The organism is Chryseobacterium sp. MHB01 (assembly GCF_034651565.1).
Lineage (GTDB): Bacteria > Bacteroidota > Bacteroidia > Flavobacteriales > Weeksellaceae > Chryseobacterium > Chryseobacterium nepalense.
This window is the reverse complement of record NZ_JAYEDA010000012.1, coordinates 14761-31699: the sequence shown is the minus strand read 5'-3', so window position 1 is coordinate 31699 and position 16939 is coordinate 14761. Positions and strand designations below refer to the sequence as shown.

Here is a 16939-nt window from a genome sequence, read left to right as displayed (position 1 = left end):
CCATATAAATCAATCACAAGACTTTTATGAACTATTTTAATTTATTTAGTAATATTTTTATTACTAAAGGTGTCGGACGAATTCTCATCAACGACTTACAAAGAAACGAAGTAGAATTATTCCCACTAGAGCTTAACAATATAATAGAAGATCTTAATAAAAATTCAATAGAAGATACTATTAATTTATATGATAAAGAATCGCAAGAATTTGTAAAAGAATATATAGCTATACTTCTAGATAAAGAATATGGATTCATTACAAAGGATAACTGGGATAAAAATTTTCCTTCACTATCCTATCAATTTTACACTCCAAATATTATTACTAATGCTTATTTAGAAATTGATAATATAAGTACTTTATCTAAAGTAAATCAATCATTATCAAATTTAGGGACTGAATATATTGTAATTCACTATAACAATGTTTTAACTGTTTCAGATATTAAATTTATTGAACAAATATTTAAAAATTCATCTGTAACATCAATAGAGCTTATTTCTCAGTATAAAGAATTTCACAATGAATTATTTTTTGAAGAAATAGAAGATTTTTGCGAAAGAATTTATAGTTTTTCTTTTTATGACTGCAATAAGATTCCATTTAAAATAAAAGATAAATACAAGTTTACAATATCATTTGTAAAACAAAAAATAAATAAAAATTCTTGTGGAAAAGTAGATTTACAATATTTTAACACTAACCTTCCTAAGGTTTTAGAGGCAATTAACTATAATTCTTGCCTGTATAAAAAAATTGCCATAGATATAAACGGTAATATTAAAAACTGTCCTGCTATGTGTAAAAGTTATGGAAATATTAAAGATACAAGATTAGAAGAAGCTTTACAGCATAAAGATTTCAAAAAATATTGGAGTCTGACAAAAGATAATATTGAAGTCTGTAAAGATTGTGAATTCCGATATATTTGTACAGACTGTAGAGCATTTACAGAACAATCGCATAGTAGTAATGATGGACTGGACATTTCTAAACCTCTGAAATGTGGCTACGATCCACACACTGGCAAATGGCAAGAATGGAGTACCAATCCATTAAAGCAAAGGGCTATTAAGTATTATGGCATTTAAACAAAAAACCAATGAAATTGTTCATTGGTTTTACTTTTTTTATCATTTAATTTTAAACTATCCTATCCTTTTACGTACAAAGATTTCATACGCGAGATAAATCAGCGGGAGCGACATAATCCCCAAATAAAGAGAGTTGGCGATCGCAGCCTGCGGCTGAACAGCAACCGCATACACCAGCCCAAAAAAGGCACCTCCCAAGTGTGCAGCATGGCCAATATTATCATGTTGATTAGGATTCAGCATCATATAAACGGAATAGCTGAAATACACAAGCCCGAATACAAATCCCGGAATACCTATCGGAATAAAAAACATATAAATTTCAAGGTGAGGAATCATGGCGATTGAAGCGAACAAAATTCCCGAAACCCCGCCACTTGCTCCAATTGCAGAATACCAAGGCTGTCTCTGGTATACAAAAAGTGAAAATATATTCCCAAGTAAGATGGATCCCAAATAAATCAGGATAAAGCCAAAATTACCAAATGCCTGCATCACCACCGGCCCGAAAAAGTAAAGCGTCATCATATTAAACAAAAGATGAAAAATATCGGCATGCAGAAATCCTGAAGAAAGCAGGCGAATATATTCTTTTCTGTTGAGGATAGCTCCTACATTGAATTTATATTTTTCGAAATTACTGCTGCCGTTGGGTGCAACGAAGCTTATGATCGCGGTAATTGCTATAATGAGTATTAAAATATTCATATTTTCTTAAATTTAATTATCGGAATTGTCTTCACTTTGGAAAAGATCACCAATCATGCCATCTTCATCCATTCCGGCTGTCGGCTCCGGGTCTTCGTATACTTCAGGTTCTTCCTCTTCAGGTTCCGGAACAGTTATGTTAATGGTCTTTACTTTAAATTTCGTAAACTGGTTTCCGATCGCTTTAATTCCTTTTACCGCAATAAACTCATCAATATTTACGGTTTCGGGCTCTCTCTCCTTGCCTTTATCTTTAGCAAAAATAATTTCGGCAGTAGCGCCGTTGGCAACAATTACGTTTTCAATAAATGATTTCGGATGTTCCGAAGGCATAAAGGTCTGCACATTCGGTGTATTTTCAAATAAGAATCTCTTAATGAAATAAATATCTTTTTCACCATCGAAATAAATACACGTCACCGGTTGGTTCGGTTTCCACTTTTCCAGGACAAGATATTGATCGTCAAAACGGTTTCCGAGGTCAAACGAAACAAGCTTTGCTTCGCCATTCGTATTAATGGTCAGTATTTTATTATCGCCTTTAAAACTTCCCAGCAAAGTACCGCGCCCGTCGGCATTCAGTCTTCGCACGGTATCATCAAACCAGATCTTTCTCGGTGCAAGCGTAGAAACACCTTCTTCTTTTAGGTCTACCTTTTTCACCGAATATTTGGTTACCAGGTTTCCTTTGGAATCCCGGCCTTTGATGGCGAGTTCGGAAAAATCAACATCCATTTTATTCTTCCTGATTCTTGGATTCGGTTTTAAAAGAACAGACACCGTTTCTGCTTCTCCGTTTGGATTGGCGGAGAAATACAGTACTTCCGAACCTTTTTTGTCTGAAGCTAAAGGATAATCCGTATTTCGGGTAACTCCCGTCACAGAGAAGCGCTTCATGTAATACGGACCTTCCCTGCCTTCTCGGTAGATCATATTATACACCGTTCTTTTATCATTTTTCTTCCAGATGGCAACGTGCAGAATATCTTTCCCGATAAATGTTTTTGCTTCCACTTTTACGACTTTCATGCTTCCGTCCTTTCTGAAAGTGATGATATCATCTATATCCGAACAGTCAAACAAATACTGATCTTTTTTGAGCGAAGTTCCGATAAAGCCTTCCTCAAAGTTGGCGTAGAATTTTTCATTAGCCACTGCCACTTTAGTGGCATCAATGGTATCAAAAATCCTGAGCTCTGTCTTTCTCTGGCGGTCTTTTCCGTATTTTTTCTGAATATTGAGGTAATAATCAATAGCATACTGAACAAGGTTATCCAGATGGTGTTTTACCATTTCGATTTTACCTTCAAGTGCCGCAATATTTTCTTTAAATTTATCTAAATCGAATCTTGAGATTCTTTTGATTCTGATTTCCGTTAATCTTAAAATATCTTCTTCTGTAACTGCTCTTAAAAGATGCCCGGTGTGAGGTTTTAATCCTTTATCGATGGTTTTCAGCACATCTTCCCAGGTTTTAACTTCTTCAATGTTGTGATAGATCCTGTTTTCAATGAAAATTCTTTCGAGGGAAGAAAAATGCCAGCTTTCCTGCAACTCATGAAGTTCGATTTCCAGTTCTTTTTTAAGCAATGAAACCGTATGATCAGTATTCATTTTTAAAATATCGGAAACATTCATGAACATTGGTTTATCTCCAACAATCACACATGCATTCGGTGAAATCGTAACCTGACAATCCGTAAATGCATACAAGGCATCAATGGTTTTATCCGGAGAAACATCATTATGAAGATGAATCAGAATTTCTACTTTGTCCGAGGTATTGTCCTCAATTTTTTTAATCTTAATCTTTCCTTTTTCATTGGCTTTGAGAATGGAATCAATAAGATCACTTGTCGTCTTTGAATACGGAAGTTCTGTGATGATCAGCGTATGTTTATCCAGCGGTGATATTTTAGCCCTGGCTCGTACTTTTCCGCCTCTATGTCCGTCATTATATTCAGAAACATCCAGATAACCAGCCGTTAAAAAATCCGGGAACAGTTCAAATTTTTTCCCTTTAAGATAAGCAACGGAAGCACTGATTAATTCATTAAAATTATGGGGAAGAATTTTAGTGGAGAGCCCCACCCCGATTCCTTCCACACCCTGTGCCAGCAGCAACGGGAATTTTACAGGAAGATCAATCGGCTCGTTGTTTCTGCCGTCATATGATTTTGCCCATTCTGTAGTTTTCGGATTAAAAACCACTTCCAGCGCAAAAGGAGTGAGCCGTGCTTCAATATATCTTGCTGCAGCCGCAGAGTCACCGGTATAAATATTCCCCCAATTCCCTTGGGTGTCTATCAGCAGTTCTCTCTGCCCAATTCCCACCATGGCATCCGTAATGGAAGCATCACCATGGGGATGGTACTTCATGGTATTTCCAACAATATTGGCTACTTTATTGTAACGTCCGTCTTCCAGCTCACGCATCGAATGCATGATTCTTCGCTGAACAGGTTTAAAACCATCATAAACCGACGGAATGGCCCGGTCTAAAATTACATAAGAAGCATAATCCAGGAACCAGTCTTTATAAAGCCCGGAAACTTTCTTTAGGCTTTCACCTTCGTGCGGGTGTTCTTCTGTCATTATTTATATATTAGCTCTGTTCTCTTTATTTGTTTTGGTCACTTTATTTAAGGAAAATCTCAAATCTGCAAGTTCTTTTCTTGTAAGATATGAAATCTCGTATTTTAAAAGGGTAGTACCATTGTTTTTACTGGAGATTGAAATGTACAGTCTTTTCACAAAAAACATATTGATAATCTCAAATTTCAGCAGTTTATACTTTGGGAATTCGTCATTCAGAGGTTTTTGCAAAAAAGGAATTACATTTCTGTTCCTGAAATGAAGAGCTTCTCCCTCACTGTCGTATTCAAAAATCTGCCTTCCGCTGAGATAAAACAATACGATTAAAAGCAACGGTACGGCGATCAGCAGCAAACTTTCTTTCCCTAAGACGTTGAATTTGTTCTCTTCCAGAAAGTAGGCGCCGGTACCGGCTGCCAGCAGCATGATCAGCACTGTGTTGATAAAGTTGTATACCGAAGTTTTTTTACGGTTACTAAGTCTCATATTTTTTGTGTTTTTGTGGTTTATCGATTTTATTTTTTCATCTTCAATATTTCAACTCATACTTCTTTTTTATCAATCTCAGGATCTTCTACAACGAGGTTTTCCAAAATAAAAACCTGTCGGTCCGGTGTATTTTTACCCATATAAAATTCAAGCAGCTGATCAATCGTCTGATCTTTTCCCACCACTACGGGCTCCAGACGGATGTCTTTCCCGATAAAATGCTTGAATTCATCCGGGGAAATTTCACCCAGACCTTTAAATCGTGTTATTTCAGGGTTTTTCCCTAATTCATTCAACGCTTTAACTCTTTCCGCTTCAGAATAACAGTACCTTGTTTCTTTTTTATTTCTTACCCTGAATAACGGGGTCTGGAGAATGTAAAGGTGTCCGTTTTTGATAAGATCCGGGAAGAACTGTAAAAAGAATGTGATCATCAGCAGGCGGATGTGCATCCCGTCTACATCGGCATCCGTGGCGATAATCACCTGATTGTACCTCAGGTCTTCCAAGCTTTCTTCAATATTCAGGGCAGCCTGCAGCAGATTGAATTCCTCGTTTTCATACACTACTTTTTTCGTTAATCCGTAGCAATTTAAAGGCTTACCTTTTAATGAAAATACGGCCTGTGTTTCTACATCCCTGGATTTGGTGATGGATCCTGATGCAGAATCCCCTTCTGTAATGAAGATCTGGGTTTCCCCTTTTCTTTCATTCTTCTGATCATTGTAATGCTGTCTGCAATCCCGAAGCTTTTTATTGTGAAGGGAAACTTTTTTAGCCCGTTCTCTGGCCAGCTTCTGAATTCCGGAAAGTTCTTTTCTTTCTCTTTCGGAAATTAAAATTTTTCTTTGAATAGCCTCCGCTACTTCAGGATTTTTATGTAAAAAATTATCGAGTTTACTCTTCAGGAAATCAATTACAAAAGTTCTTACGGTAGGCCCGTTTGGTCCGATATCATTTGAACCCAGTTTTGTTTTGGTCTGAGATTCAAAAACAGGTTCTTCCACATTGATGGAAATTGCCGCTACAATTGATTTTCTGACATCCGAAGCGTCGAAATTTTTATTGAAGAATTCACGGATTGTTTTCACATAAGCTTCACGGAAAGCATTGAGATGCGTCCCTCCCTGCGTAGTGTTCTGCCCGTTAACGAAAGAAAAATACGTTTCCGTCTGGGATTTATCCGTATGCGTGATTGCCACTTCGATATCATTATCTTTCAGATGAACGATAGGATAAAGTGTTTCATTTTCCAGCTCCTCTTCCAGCAAATCTTTAAGTCCGTTTTCGGAATAAAAAGTTTCGCCGTTGAAAAATATTTTAAGCCCGGGATTCAGGTATGCGTAATTCCGGAGCATTCTTTCGATGTATTCTTTTCTGAATTTAAAATTCAGGAAAATATCGCCGTCCGGAATAAAAGAGATCTCGGTTCCGTTTCGGTCTGAGGTATCTTTTTCATCGTAATTTTCGGTGATCATTCCTTTGGAAAACTCAGCCATCTTTAACCTCCCGTCCCGGAATGAGCGGACGCGGAAATATTCGGAAAGTGCATTTACCGCTTTTGTACCTACTCCATTCAGACCAACGGATTTTTTGAAAGCTTTGCTGTCGTACTTACCCCCGGTATTCATTTTAGAAACAGCATCCACTACTTTTCCAAGTGGAATACCCCTTCCGAAATCACGGATGGTAACCTTACCGTCATCTACTTTTATTTCGATTCTTTTACCGGATTTCATCCTGAACTCATCAATGGAGTTGTCCAGTATTTCTTTAAGTAAAATGTATATACCATCATCGGCAGAAGAACCGTCTCCCAGCTTCCCGATGTACATTCCGGGGCGCAAACGGATGTGTTCCTGCCAATCGAGGGTTCTGATATTATCTTCGGAATAGATTGGATTTATTTCTTGTGACATATGTAATTTCAGCAAACATACAAAAATACGAAATTGAAGAAATATATCCGAAGGTTTTACATTATTTTTCACGAATATTTTGCTGAAAATCCACGGTTTTACAAGTACAAACCTGTAATTACTTTATTTCACAAAATAAAAAAATAATAAACCGAATTTAATTAAAACTTTAATCAGGAAATAAGATAATATTGTGGAATTTTCAACTCTGCTTTTGGCAAATTGAAATAAACATCCAAAATAAACTATTGTTATAATGTTTAAATTTTGTAAACTATTTATAGATATAACTTACAAGTAACAATTTGAAGAAAACTATTGAATCTTTTGATTACTTTCCGATATTAGCTTGGTTTATAATACCTTATAATTAATACAAGCTGTAAAAAAACAAAAATATCTCCAGTGAAAGTGAATTTTAAATTTGGTTGCTTATCTAAAATTTTTAAATTTACAATTCAATTTTAAAATAAAACACTTATGATTACAACCGCCAATCTGGAAAAGTACCGCAATGGAGACTTTTTACAATTTGTAAACAATGTATTGGAATTATTACCTCAAACCATTGCCAACCAATTAAATCTGGGCAATCAACGAACAGCCCTGCAAACAGCAGCACAAAATTTCAACAATGCCTATCTGCCTTATACCGGCAGTGATATTACACCAGAAATCCAAGCGCTGGATGCTCAGAGAGACAACGCCGTTATTGGCATCAAAATGATGCTGGAGGCATGGCAGTACCACTTCGATCCTATCATTAAAAACAATGCTTTTGCTCTTTTAGACATTCTCAACCGTTTCGGGGAACGTATTTACAAGCTTCGGTACCAGCTGGAAACGGCAACCATCAACAGCATCCTGGCAGAGTGGGAAGAAAAACACAGCGACAAAATTTCCCAGCTGCAGCTCACTGCCTGGGTAAATGAATTAAAAACTTCCAACCAAAATTTTAATGACAAATATGTTGCCCGAACCGTACAGCTTTCGGAAGTAGAAACATGCGTACTGGCTAATGCCAGAATAATATCTACAGAAGCCTACCGAACGCTGAAACAGCATATAGAAGCCCATGCTTTGCTTACCCCGAGTACAGAATACGATCAGTTAATTGCAAAGCTCAGCAGCCTGGTAAATCAATATAATCTTGCCGTTACCAAATATACCAGCACGGAAGAAAGCGGAGGTGAAGACCAAAACCCAGAATCTCCGCAAACGCCTTCCTAGAGCTACCGCCCAAGGGAAGAAGGTATCGGGAGCAGCCGAAGCCGTTCCGCCGACAAGAGCAGGCTTTCGGAATTCTCCGAAGGTATCCCGCCAAAAGGATAACAGGGTCGGGAAATTCCGAAATGAGCCCGCCTAAAGGAATGGGTCTTCGGAAATCTCCGAAATCAAAACGCCTGCGTGAGCTTCTTTTCTTTTACAAGTAAGTGATTTAAATAATAAGAGACGAAATACTTGAAAATATTTTAAAGATGTTCCGTTTTTATTTTGCGTATTAAAAGGACAGCACAGAAAATTTTAAAAAACCGAACAGACTGATAAAATATTGAAAACGGGCAGGACGAGCCGAAAACCAGCCTTCTTAAATAAGCATGATATATTTTGCTTTTGGAAGAAAAGTTTAAAATCTCTCTGTTGAAGAATTAAACAAAATAAGTAGGTGAAAAAAAATTAAAATTCTTTAAAAACATGAAAAAGCTAGTTATTATGTCAGCTTTTGCACTTATGGCAAGTGCATCTTTAACAAACAATCAAATACAAGCAAGAACAGGTGGCTACATCTGGAAAGATTCCGCAGGATGTTACTACCAGATTGTAACTCATAGTATATTGTGGGGTTTAATCGAATGGGAAGAAGAACCAAGGCTTATTGGTTGCGGACCTGGGTTTGCATAATAGCTGATTCATAACTCTAAAGCTACCTCAAAATAAATTTGAAAATTATTCAAAAAAGAATAATTTTCAGATATAAATACAATATAGCAGTTTTGAGGTAGCTGCTTTTATAATTAAGAATAATGAAAAATATACTACAAGTCTTTCTAATTACGATGAGTTTATTTATTAATGCTCAGCAAGAATTCAAAAAAGATACCTTAACGGAAAAATATACAGATATAGAGACTGTTGTAATCAATGACAAAGATTATGAGAAAATAGATTATGCATATGGGTTAAAACAAGAAATTAACAGTCGATTAGCAATTGGTAACTCTCCTTCTTCCTACGAAATGGGGCTTAGGTTTGAAAATAATTTAAAACAAAAAGGTAGAATAAGTAATGTCGTTTTATTCTTACATAAAACAGATTCCGACTATAAACTTGTTGACTTAGAGATTAATTTTTACAAAATTAATGCTTTAACCGGTGAGCCGGGTGAAAAGTTAAATACTCAACAAATTATCTATACTCCCAAAAACAGAAAAAGAACTAATGTAAAAATTAATGTTGAAAATTACCATATTTCTTTTCCTGAAGAAGGAGTTTTGGTCGCTGTGAAGTGGCTGCATGACGGGGTTAAAGATAAAAACATTGGTCCTTCCGTTAGATTAACAACTTATAATGAAATATTAACCTACACTCGCTACGATGAAAAAATTGGTTGGGGAGCATTTAGTCTTTCAAAAAAATCTGGAGCGTACACTAATGTAATGATGGGATTAGAGGTTTACATTAAAAAAAGAAAAAACACCAGTGAATAAAAAATATCTATATATTATTATTGCCTTTTTAATATTAATAATTTTATGTTTGCTCACCTATAAAACTTCTGAAAAAGTAGTTTTTAACGGAGACAAAGAAAATTTAATACATGATTTTGGTACTTTTGATAAAAATAAAAACGTAATATATGAATATACTTTCAGGTATATTAATTCTAAATATGATAGTTTGAAAGTATATGGAGTAAAAGAAGGTTGTGATTGTACTCAAAGCAATGTAAAAAAAGGGCTTTACTTTAAAAATGATACTGTTTTTATAAAAATTAAATATGATCCTACTAAGTATAATGATAGTGGAGCTACTATTAAAAAGTTTTTTTTAATAACAGATAAAAGCATTTCAAAATTCGATACAATATTACCTTTGACTTTGAAGGGAATTGTTAAATAACTAAATCTTTGACACTATTTAAGTCAAAATACAACTGTATATCCTAATATTAAAAATTTTGAATTAAATTCGGTATTCTAAAAGACTTTCATGATACAACTCCCACTGTCAAAGCTTTCCAACGTAGGAACAACCATATTCAGCCAGATGACACAGCTGGCCAATGAAAATGAAGCCATCAATCTGTCACAGGGATTCCCGGATTTCATGCCGGATCCTGAGCTGTTAAACTATGTTGATCATTTTATCAAAAAAGGATTTAACCAGTATGCGCCGATGGGCGGAATGATCGGTCTAAAGGAAGAAATCGCCAAAAAAATCGAGAATGCCCATCAGGCAGTTTATCATCCGGATCTGGAAATCACGGTTACCGCAGGAGGTACGCAGGCTATTTTTACGGCGATTGCAGGCTTTATAAAAAAAGATGATGAAGTGATTATTTTTGAACCCGCATACGACTGCTACGAACCTACGGTTGAGCTTTTTGGTGGCATTGTAAAACGTTTTGAAATGAAAGCCCCGGATTATGAAATCGACTGGAACACCGTAAAGAATCTGGTTACGGAAAAAACAAGAATGATCATCATCAACAATCCTAACAATCCTGCCGGAAAAATTTTAAAAGAATATGACATTCAGCAACTGATTTCAATTGTTAAAGACACCTCCATTCTTATATTAAGTGACGAAGTATATGAAAATATAATTTTTGACGGGAAACCTCATTTAAGCATCTGCAAATACCCGGAATTGAAAGAAAGAAGTCTGCTGGTGGCTTCTTTCGGAAAACTGTTTCATGTGACCGGCTGGAAAACAGGATATTGCGCCGCTCCGGAAAACCTGATGAATGAATTCAGAAAAGTGCACCAGTTCAATGTTTTCTCTGTTAATACACCGATGCAGCTTGCTTTGGCAGAATACATGAAAAACCCTGATCATTACAAGGGTTTGAGCGCCTTCTTTCAGGAAAAAAGAGATTTTTTAAGACAAGGATTATCGAATACTTCGTTTGAGCTGCTGGATTGTGAAGGAACGTATTTTCAGGCTTTGAAATATGATGCAATATCCGATAAGAGGGATATTGATTTTGCACGGGAGCTTACCATTACTCATAAAGTAGCCAGCGTTCCGTTTTCATCTTTTTATCAAAATAAGCGGAACGAACATGTGATCCGACTATGCTTTGCCAAAAAACAGGAAACGTTGGAAAAAGCAATCGACAATTTGTGTAAAATATAAATAAAAAAGGTGGCTTCGAGAACCTCAGCCACCTTTTTTGTGACTCAGAGAACCTCAGTCACTTTTTTTTGTGATTCCGAAAACCTGAGCCACAAATTTCGAGAATAATAGCCACCGATGAACCTGAGGCTTTTCACATAGAATTGTATTTACACAAGAGTCACAGAAAATTTTTTGATTTGTTGAAAATATTGTAGACCACATCAGAAAAAAAATCAATGATTTTTTAAAAACTTATGTGTTCTAAAATATACGCAAAACTTTATCCCTACATCTAATGTGGCTCATGTGTTTAAAAAGCTTTTGTGACTTTGTGGTTAAAACTTCCACGCGTTGCACGGATTTTCACAGGCGATAGTGTAGTTTCAGGGCCTCTTTTTCTAAATTGGTGATTTTGACAGTATCAATTACCAATTTAAAACCGATGATTTTGAGAACCTCAATCACCCGTTTTAATTATTATTATAAAAACATTCCGCCGGACGCTTCAATTCTCTGGCCATTGATCCATCCAGCATCTTCAGTACAGAGGAAAGCCACCACTCCACCGATATCGTCCGGTAATCCTGCTCTTCCTAAAGCTGTATTGGCTGCAACCATGGCATTAATATGCTCATCATCCCTTGTTCTTCCTCCTCCGAAATCCGTTTCTATCGCTCCCGGTGCCACAACATTTACTTTAATTTTTCTTGGACCCAGCTCTTTAGCCATATACTTTGTCAACATTTCAACGCCCGCTTTGATCGAGCCGTATACAGAAGATCCCGGTAATGCAAATCGAGCCAGGCCTGAAGAAATATTGATGATTCCTCCGTTATCATTCATGTACGGTAAAAATTTCTGGGTCAGGAAAAATACGCCTTTGAAGTGAATATCAACCACATCATCCAGCTGCTCTTCGGTAACATCAGGAATCGGTGCATACAGTGCTGTTCCGGCATTATTGATCAGAAAATCGATATTTCTGCTGCCTGTATTTTCCTCAAGATGATCTCCTACCGTTTTTACAAAAGCGTCAAAGCTTCCTGTATCTTTCGTGTTGAGCTGATAAGCAATGGCCTTTCTTCCCAATGCCTGGATTTCACTTACTACTTTGTCCGCTTCTTCTTTGTTGCTGTTATAAGTGATAATGACATCTAGGCCTTTCTGAGCGATCTTAACTGCTGAATTTCTTCCTAAACCACGGCTTCCGCCTGTAACTAATGCAATTTTTGTTCTTGCTTCCATTATGTTTTATTTTTTTGATGAAACAAAGTTCAGCTATTTCGGGCCTCGACCGTTTGCTTTAATCAAACTGAAATTTGCAAAATTCAAATCACGAACGGAATTCCATAGGTGCCAGTGAAGTTTTCTTTTTAAAGAAGTTGGAAAAATGGGCGATCTCTTCAAAACCCAGAGCATAAGAAATTTCGGAGATATTCCAGCGGGTTTGCCTGAGCATAATTTTCGCTTCCTGCACAATTCTTTCCGCAATGATTTCCGTTGTGGTTTTACCGGTGCTTTCTTTTAATTTTTTGTTTAAATAATTCACATGAACCGCTAACCTGTCGGCGTAATCTTTTGCAGTTTTCAGCTGTAGTCTCTGGTCGGAGGACTCGATGGGAAACTGTCTTTCCAGCAATTCGATAAAGAGGGAAACTACCCTTAGAGAAGCATCATTGGAGGTTGATAATTTTGAGGCAGGCTGCAGTTTCTGTCCGTAATGAATAAGCTCCAGCACGTAATTCCGGATCAGATCATATTTAAAAATATAATCGGAGTCTATTTCTTTTTTCATCTTCCGGTACAGCTGTTCGATTTCGTCTGCCAATTCATCATCAATTTCAAATAAAGGAATATTTCCGGGCTGGAAGATTGGCAGGTCTTCAAGGGTGTTGTATGATTTATCTTTAATAAAGAAATCTTCGGTAAATACACAAAAACTTCCTGACTGGTTATTGTCTTCGGGAATCCAGTGGTAAGGAACTTTCGGAGTTGCAAACAATAAAGCATTGTTTTTTATCTGAATGATTTTATCTGCGTATTCCGCTCTGTTTCTTCCTCTTATCAGGCTTATCTTATAATATTTTCTCCTGTTATAGGGCATTTCGGAAGTAAGCTTCACCTTTTCTATGGTCTGCGCAATATCAAATACATTGAAATGCCCGATTTCTTTATGCAGGCCTTTGGGAAATATACTTTCGATATCCGTTCCCAGCTTGGAAGTCATTTCACGGTAAAAATCGTCCAGTGATGCATAGGAAGTATGTGCTGTTTTTTCCATACCTAAATTTGTATAATTCAAATGTACGAAATATTGAATATAAAATTAAATGTCAATTCCTCCGATCATTTCAAGCTCCCATTTCCCGTTTTTGTATTCTGCAGAATAGTCACGCTCATAACTGCTGCCTGATTTTGAGATATAATATTGATCCGGATTGTTTTTATCTTTCTTTATTTTGGAAATCGTATCGCTTGTGACATCTGTCATCTTCACATAATAGGTTTTCTTATTGTCGTTTTCCGGTATAAATAAAACCCTGTAATCCGTACTGACCTGGTGAAAGTAATCGCAATCATTTTCAAAAACAGTGAATGTGTAATGCATTTTATTTAAATTACCTTCAGTGTCTCCATATTGAGGCATCAATAATTCATAAAGCTTGGTAAACTTATTTTTCGAAGATATGAACATGGGATTAAGGTCATCAAAATCAGAAATCCCGTCTCCATCTGTATCATTGCTTTCAGGGTTCAGACCAAAGCATTTCTCAAAAATATCATTGTAGCCATCATGATCCGTATCTTGTATAAGATCTTTTAAATTTATTCTGAATAAATTACCGTCACGGATCGCTGAATAGTCATCATATCCAGGCAATCCGGGAACCTTCACGATTTTTACGAGACTACCTTCCAATTCAAGAAAACCACCGTTGATAATGGGTTTTTGCTGAATAGTATTAATATAATAATGACTAAAACTCAGACCCAAAAAGTATGCGGAAGCTTTGTTATTTTCAATAGCAAGCAGCCAGAAGCCAAGATTATTTGTTCCTAATGCATACAGTTTGTTTCCGACCTGCTGTTTTTGAGAGAAAGAAAATTGGTCTGAAAAGTAATCTTTAAATACTTTATACTCTTTCTGATGCGCCTTCCATCTTTCCTCCTGAACTTCATCGGATTCATAACGGTGTATTGATTCAATACTATCTTGTTTAAAGGACCGGTATTTTTTAAGATGTATAATTTCAAGATAATCCGGTTTATTCTCCAGGATCTGATCTATGGTAAAGGGCTTTTTTTCCTGATAGAAAGTTAATTTCTCTTTCAAACCGGCAAAGCAACGGTCTTCCACAGTTTCCGAACACGAAAAAAGGAATATAAATGCGAGAAAATATATAAGCTTCATGAATAAAAGTTTCGGACATGAATGCAAAAAACGCTCCCAAAATAGATCGGAAGCGTTTTTCTATAACTAACTTTAATATTTTCTTATACGTTGAATCTGAAGTGCATGATGTCGCCATCTTTCACAATATATTCTTTACCTTCAACAGAAAGTTTTCCGGCTTCTTTTACTTTCGCTTCGGAACCGTACTGCATATAATCATCATATTTAATAACTTCTGCACGGATAAAACCTTTCTCAAAATCGGTGTGGATTACTCCAGCCGCCTGAGGCGCCGTCCATCCCTGCCCAATCGTCCAGGCTCTTACCTCCTTAACTCCTGCCGTAAAATAGGTCTGAAGTTTTAACAGATCATAAGCTTTTCTGATCAGACGGTTAACACCCGGTTCTGTAAGTCCCAATTCTTCAAGGAAAATCTCTCTTTCTTCGTAGGTTTCCAGTTCGTTGATATCTGCTTCAATCTGAGCAGCCAATACCACTACTTCCGCTCCTTCGTTTTTAGCCATTTCCTCAATTTTGCCGATCCATTCGTTTCCGTTTTTAATGGAGTTTTCATCCACATTACAAACATAAAGAACCGGTTTATTGGTCAGCAGCTGAACTTCTCCGATGATTGTTTTAGTAAAATCATCCGTTGAAAATTCTCTGGCGTTTTTACCGTCTTCCAAAAATTTCTGAAGGCTCTGAAGCGTTTCATACGTCAGAATATCTTCTTTCTTTCCGGATTTAATGAATTTCTTAGCTTTTTCAACCGCTTTTCCAACGGTTTCAAGGTCTTTCAACTGAAGCTCGATATCGATAATTTCTTTGTCTCTTAACGGATCTACGGAACCTTCTACGTGTACAATGTTTCCGTTATCAAAACATCTTAATACGTGTATAATGGCTTCACACTCGCGGATATTGGCCAAAAACTGGTTTCCCAGTCCTTCTCCCTTGCTCGCTCCTTTCACCAATCCTGCAATGTCCACGATTTCTACAACCGCCGGCAAAACTCTTTCCGGTTTTACTATTTTTTCCAGCTCAAACAATCTCTGGTCCGGTACGGAAACTGTTCCCAGGTTGGGTTCAATGGTACAGAAAGGATAGTTGGCCGACTGGGCTTTTGCGTTGCTCAGACAGTTAAAAAGAGTTGATTTACCTACATTCGGTAAGCCTACGATTCCACATTTCATAACGTTAGATTCAAATTTAATGTTTAAATTCAAGGTTTAATGTTTAGAGTTAGGCTTAAAGTTTATATAAACATCAAATTAAACCCGAAACTATAATCTTTGAATTATGAGTGTGCAAAGATAGTGATTTTAAAGGGAGTTTCATAATAAAAAAATCTGCCAGCAACCTGACAGATTTTAATGTATTGAATTCACCGGAATTGTTTTATGGATTGTCACCCGTCGCTTCCTGAGCAAGCGGAACATCGTTTGGTGCATTCTCCAGCGTTTTATCTAAAGTAAACAGAGACTCGTCAGTAGCACGGTCGCCACCTGCAATTTTCAGTTTATCCATAAGGTTCATCGCAAGGGTTTCTTCTTCGATCTGTTCCTGAACGAACCACTGCATAAAGTTCCATGTCGCCCAGTCTTTTTCCTCTAATGCCATATCTACCAGTCTGTAAATCGCAGTCGTATTGTCCACTTCGTGTTTGAATACGCCTTCAAAACATGCGGTAAGAGATTCAGGATCGGCTGGTGGAGCAGGTATAGCTTCCACTTTCGGTTTTCCTCCCCTGTTCAGAACGTACTCCATAAATTTGATGGAATGGTTTCTTTCTTCCTGCGCGTGTCTGTAAAGGAAATTGGCAATTCCCTGGTATCCTTTATCATCTGCCCAAATTCCGTAAGATAAAAAAACATGTGATGCATGGATCTCTTTATTCATCTGATCACTAAGCGCTTTTTCCATCGCTTCGGAAAGTCTGTTGGTATTCATAATTCATATTTTTAGTGATTATGAATCAATACGATGCAAAAATGATTCCGAGAAGATTTGATCACCCTATTTTGTTTTTGTGGTATTTATAAAACATTGAATATCTTAATTTTACACAACCAATTTATAGTTATTCTAAACTTCTGTACTCATGGATCGTCAGTTTTTACCAGCAACGCTTTTCAGTCTCCGAAGATTTCTGACTTCGCTGAATTGTCTATTTATGCTTTTTAGGGAGCTTTTTCCTGCTTTCCGTTGCAATCTTTTTGCACCCACCGCTGTCAGGCTTTGCTTGTCGAAACATGCAAAAAGGATTTTCACTACAATCAGGGCTAGGGTGAAAGTCATTAATTTCAATATTTGACTTTTATTATTACAATTCAACTTTACAGAACCACCCCGTCTTCTCCCTGTGGTCGAATCCATCCATCCAAAGGAGGGGAATT

General features: G+C 36.8%; 16 protein-coding genes. 6 read left to right on the top strand and 10 right to left on the bottom strand.

The genetic code is table 11. From position 1 onward, the window contains the following. The first annotated feature begins 26 nt into the window (after positions 1 to 26). Positions 27 to 1094 carry a grasp-with-spasm system SPASM domain peptide maturase gene (gene gwsS / locus U9K52_RS17170; protein ID WP_322927510.1) on the top strand — a complete coding sequence of 356 codons (1068 nt, stop codon included), beginning with the start codon at positions 27 to 29 and terminating at the stop codon, positions 1092 to 1094. Between the two features lie 57 nt (positions 1095 to 1151). On the opposite strand, the gene U9K52_RS17165 is transcribed toward gwsS, so the two are convergent. The 4 genes from U9K52_RS17165 to U9K52_RS17150 are packed head-to-tail and all read right to left on the bottom strand — an operon-like array spanning position 1152 to position 6808. Further along, positions 1152 to 1805: a rhomboid family intramembrane serine protease gene (locus tag U9K52_RS17165; RefSeq protein ID WP_248393720.1), complete on the bottom strand. Its 654-nt coding sequence runs from the start codon at positions 1803 to 1805 to the stop codon at positions 1152 to 1154. A 12-nt stretch (positions 1806 to 1817) separates the two neighbouring features. Continuing rightward, complete coding sequence (locus U9K52_RS17160; RefSeq protein WP_322927508.1) at positions 1818 to 4400, bottom strand: DNA gyrase/topoisomerase IV subunit A; 2583 nt, start codon at positions 4398 to 4400, stop codon at positions 1818 to 1820. 3 nt (positions 4401 to 4403) lie between these two features. Next, positions 4404 to 4886 carry a hypothetical protein gene (locus U9K52_RS17155; RefSeq protein WP_248393722.1) on the bottom strand — a complete coding sequence of 161 codons (483 nt, stop codon included), beginning with the start codon at positions 4884 to 4886 and terminating at the stop codon, positions 4404 to 4406. A 56-nt stretch (positions 4887 to 4942) separates the two neighbouring features. Then, on the bottom strand, positions 4943 to 6808 hold the full coding sequence (locus U9K52_RS17150; RefSeq protein WP_248393723.1) for a DNA topoisomerase IV subunit B: 1866 nt from the start codon (positions 6806 to 6808) through the stop codon (positions 4943 to 4945). Between the two features lie 480 nt (positions 6809 to 7288). Here U9K52_RS17150 and U9K52_RS17145 point away from each other — a divergent pair, with 480 nt between their 5' ends. The 5 genes from U9K52_RS17145 (at position 7289) to U9K52_RS17125 (ending at position 11167) form a co-directional block, all read left to right on the top strand. Then, on the top strand, positions 7289 to 8038 hold the full coding sequence (locus U9K52_RS17145) for a DUF6261 family protein (protein WP_322927506.1): 750 nt from the start codon (positions 7289 to 7291) through the stop codon (positions 8036 to 8038). 483 nt (positions 8039 to 8521) lie between these two features. Further along, entirely contained in the window at positions 8522 to 8710 is a 189-nt protein-coding gene (locus U9K52_RS17140) for a hypothetical protein (protein ID WP_263602905.1), read from the top strand. A 122-nt stretch (positions 8711 to 8832) separates the two neighbouring features. Next, entirely contained in the window at positions 8833 to 9516 is a 684-nt protein-coding gene (locus U9K52_RS17135; RefSeq protein ID WP_263602904.1) for a hypothetical protein, read from the top strand. Beyond that, a complete protein-coding gene (locus U9K52_RS17130) occupies positions 9509 to 9928 on the top strand; it encodes a DUF1573 domain-containing protein (protein WP_263602903.1) in 420 nt (139 codons plus the stop codon). Before U9K52_RS17135 ends, U9K52_RS17130 begins: the two co-directional genes overlap by 8 nt. Positions 9929 to 10018: 90 nt before the next feature. Then, a complete protein-coding gene (locus U9K52_RS17125; RefSeq protein WP_312173694.1) occupies positions 10019 to 11167 on the top strand; it encodes a methionine aminotransferase in 1149 nt (382 codons plus the stop codon). A gap of 462 nt (positions 11168 to 11629) precedes the next feature. On the opposite strand, the gene U9K52_RS17120 is transcribed toward U9K52_RS17125, so the two are convergent. The 6 genes from U9K52_RS17120 to U9K52_RS17095 all read right to left on the bottom strand — a co-directional run bounded on the left by U9K52_RS17120 (position 11630) and on the right by U9K52_RS17095 (position 16841). Beyond that, positions 11630 to 12394 carry an SDR family NAD(P)-dependent oxidoreductase gene (locus U9K52_RS17120; RefSeq protein ID WP_263602901.1) on the bottom strand — a complete coding sequence of 255 codons (765 nt, stop codon included), beginning with the start codon at positions 12392 to 12394 and terminating at the stop codon, positions 11630 to 11632. Positions 12395 to 12482: 88 nt separating this feature from the next. Next, a complete protein-coding gene (locus tag U9K52_RS17115; RefSeq protein WP_322927505.1) occupies positions 12483 to 13430 on the bottom strand; it encodes a helix-turn-helix transcriptional regulator in 948 nt (315 codons plus the stop codon). Positions 13431 to 13475: 45 nt separating this feature from the next. Continuing rightward, positions 13476 to 14561, bottom strand: coding sequence for a hypothetical protein (locus tag U9K52_RS17110; RefSeq protein ID WP_322927503.1), 1086 nt, complete (start codon positions 14559 to 14561; stop codon positions 13476 to 13478). A gap of 83 nt (positions 14562 to 14644) precedes the next feature. Further along, entirely contained in the window at positions 14645 to 15736 is a 1092-nt protein-coding gene (gene ychF / locus U9K52_RS17105) for a redox-regulated ATPase YchF (protein WP_263602898.1), read from the bottom strand. 205 nt (positions 15737 to 15941) lie between these two features. After that, positions 15942 to 16493: a ferritin gene (locus U9K52_RS17100; RefSeq protein WP_248393729.1), complete on the bottom strand. Its 552-nt coding sequence runs from the start codon at positions 16491 to 16493 to the stop codon at positions 15942 to 15944. Between the two features lie 159 nt (positions 16494 to 16652). Next, positions 16653 to 16841, bottom strand: coding sequence for a hypothetical protein (locus tag U9K52_RS17095; RefSeq protein WP_248393730.1), 189 nt, complete (start codon positions 16839 to 16841; stop codon positions 16653 to 16655). Positions 16842 to 16939: the final 98 nt, after the last annotated feature.

Bases quoted from the DNA above. Each gene is read 5' to 3' on its own strand.
- U9K52_RS17120 (WP_263602901.1), bottom strand. From the start codon at position 12,394: ATGGAAGCAAGAACAAAAATTGCATTAGTTACAGGCGGAAGCCGTGGT.
- U9K52_RS17165 (WP_248393720.1), bottom strand. From the start codon at position 1,805: ATGAATATTTTAATACTCATTATAGCAATTACCGCGATCATAAGCTTC.
- U9K52_RS17100 (WP_248393729.1), bottom strand. From the start codon at position 16,493: ATGAATACCAACAGACTTTCCGAAGCGATGGAAAAAGCGCTTAGTGAT.
- U9K52_RS17095 (WP_248393730.1), bottom strand. From the start codon at position 16,841: ATGACTTTCACCCTAGCCCTGATTGTAGTGAAAATCCTTTTTGCATGT.
- U9K52_RS17125 (WP_312173694.1), top strand. From the start codon at position 10,019: ATGATACAACTCCCACTGTCAAAGCTTTCCAACGTAGGAACAACCATA.
- gwsS (WP_322927510.1), top strand. From the start codon at position 27: ATGAACTATTTTAATTTATTTAGTAATATTTTTATTACTAAAGGTGTC.
- U9K52_RS17150 (WP_248393723.1), bottom strand. From the start codon at position 6,808: ATGTCACAAGAAATAAATCCAATCTATTCCGAAGATAATATCAGAACC.
- U9K52_RS17155 (WP_248393722.1), bottom strand. From the start codon at position 4,886: ATGAGACTTAGTAACCGTAAAAAAACTTCGGTATACAACTTTATCAAC.
- U9K52_RS17140 (WP_263602905.1), top strand. From the start codon at position 8,522: ATGTCAGCTTTTGCACTTATGGCAAGTGCATCTTTAACAAACAATCAA.
- ychF (WP_263602898.1), bottom strand. From the start codon at position 15,736: ATGAAATGTGGAATCGTAGGCTTACCGAATGTAGGTAAATCAACTCTT.
- U9K52_RS17115 (WP_322927505.1), bottom strand. From the start codon at position 13,430: ATGGAAAAAACAGCACATACTTCCTATGCATCACTGGACGATTTTTAC.
- U9K52_RS17145 (WP_322927506.1), top strand. From the start codon at position 7,289: ATGATTACAACCGCCAATCTGGAAAAGTACCGCAATGGAGACTTTTTA.
- U9K52_RS17160 (WP_322927508.1), bottom strand. From the start codon at position 4,400: ATGACAGAAGAACACCCGCACGAAGGTGAAAGCCTAAAGAAAGTTTCC.
- U9K52_RS17110 (WP_322927503.1), bottom strand. From the start codon at position 14,561: ATGAAGCTTATATATTTTCTCGCATTTATATTCCTTTTTTCGTGTTCG.
- U9K52_RS17135 (WP_263602904.1), top strand. From the start codon at position 8,833: ATGAAAAATATACTACAAGTCTTTCTAATTACGATGAGTTTATTTATT.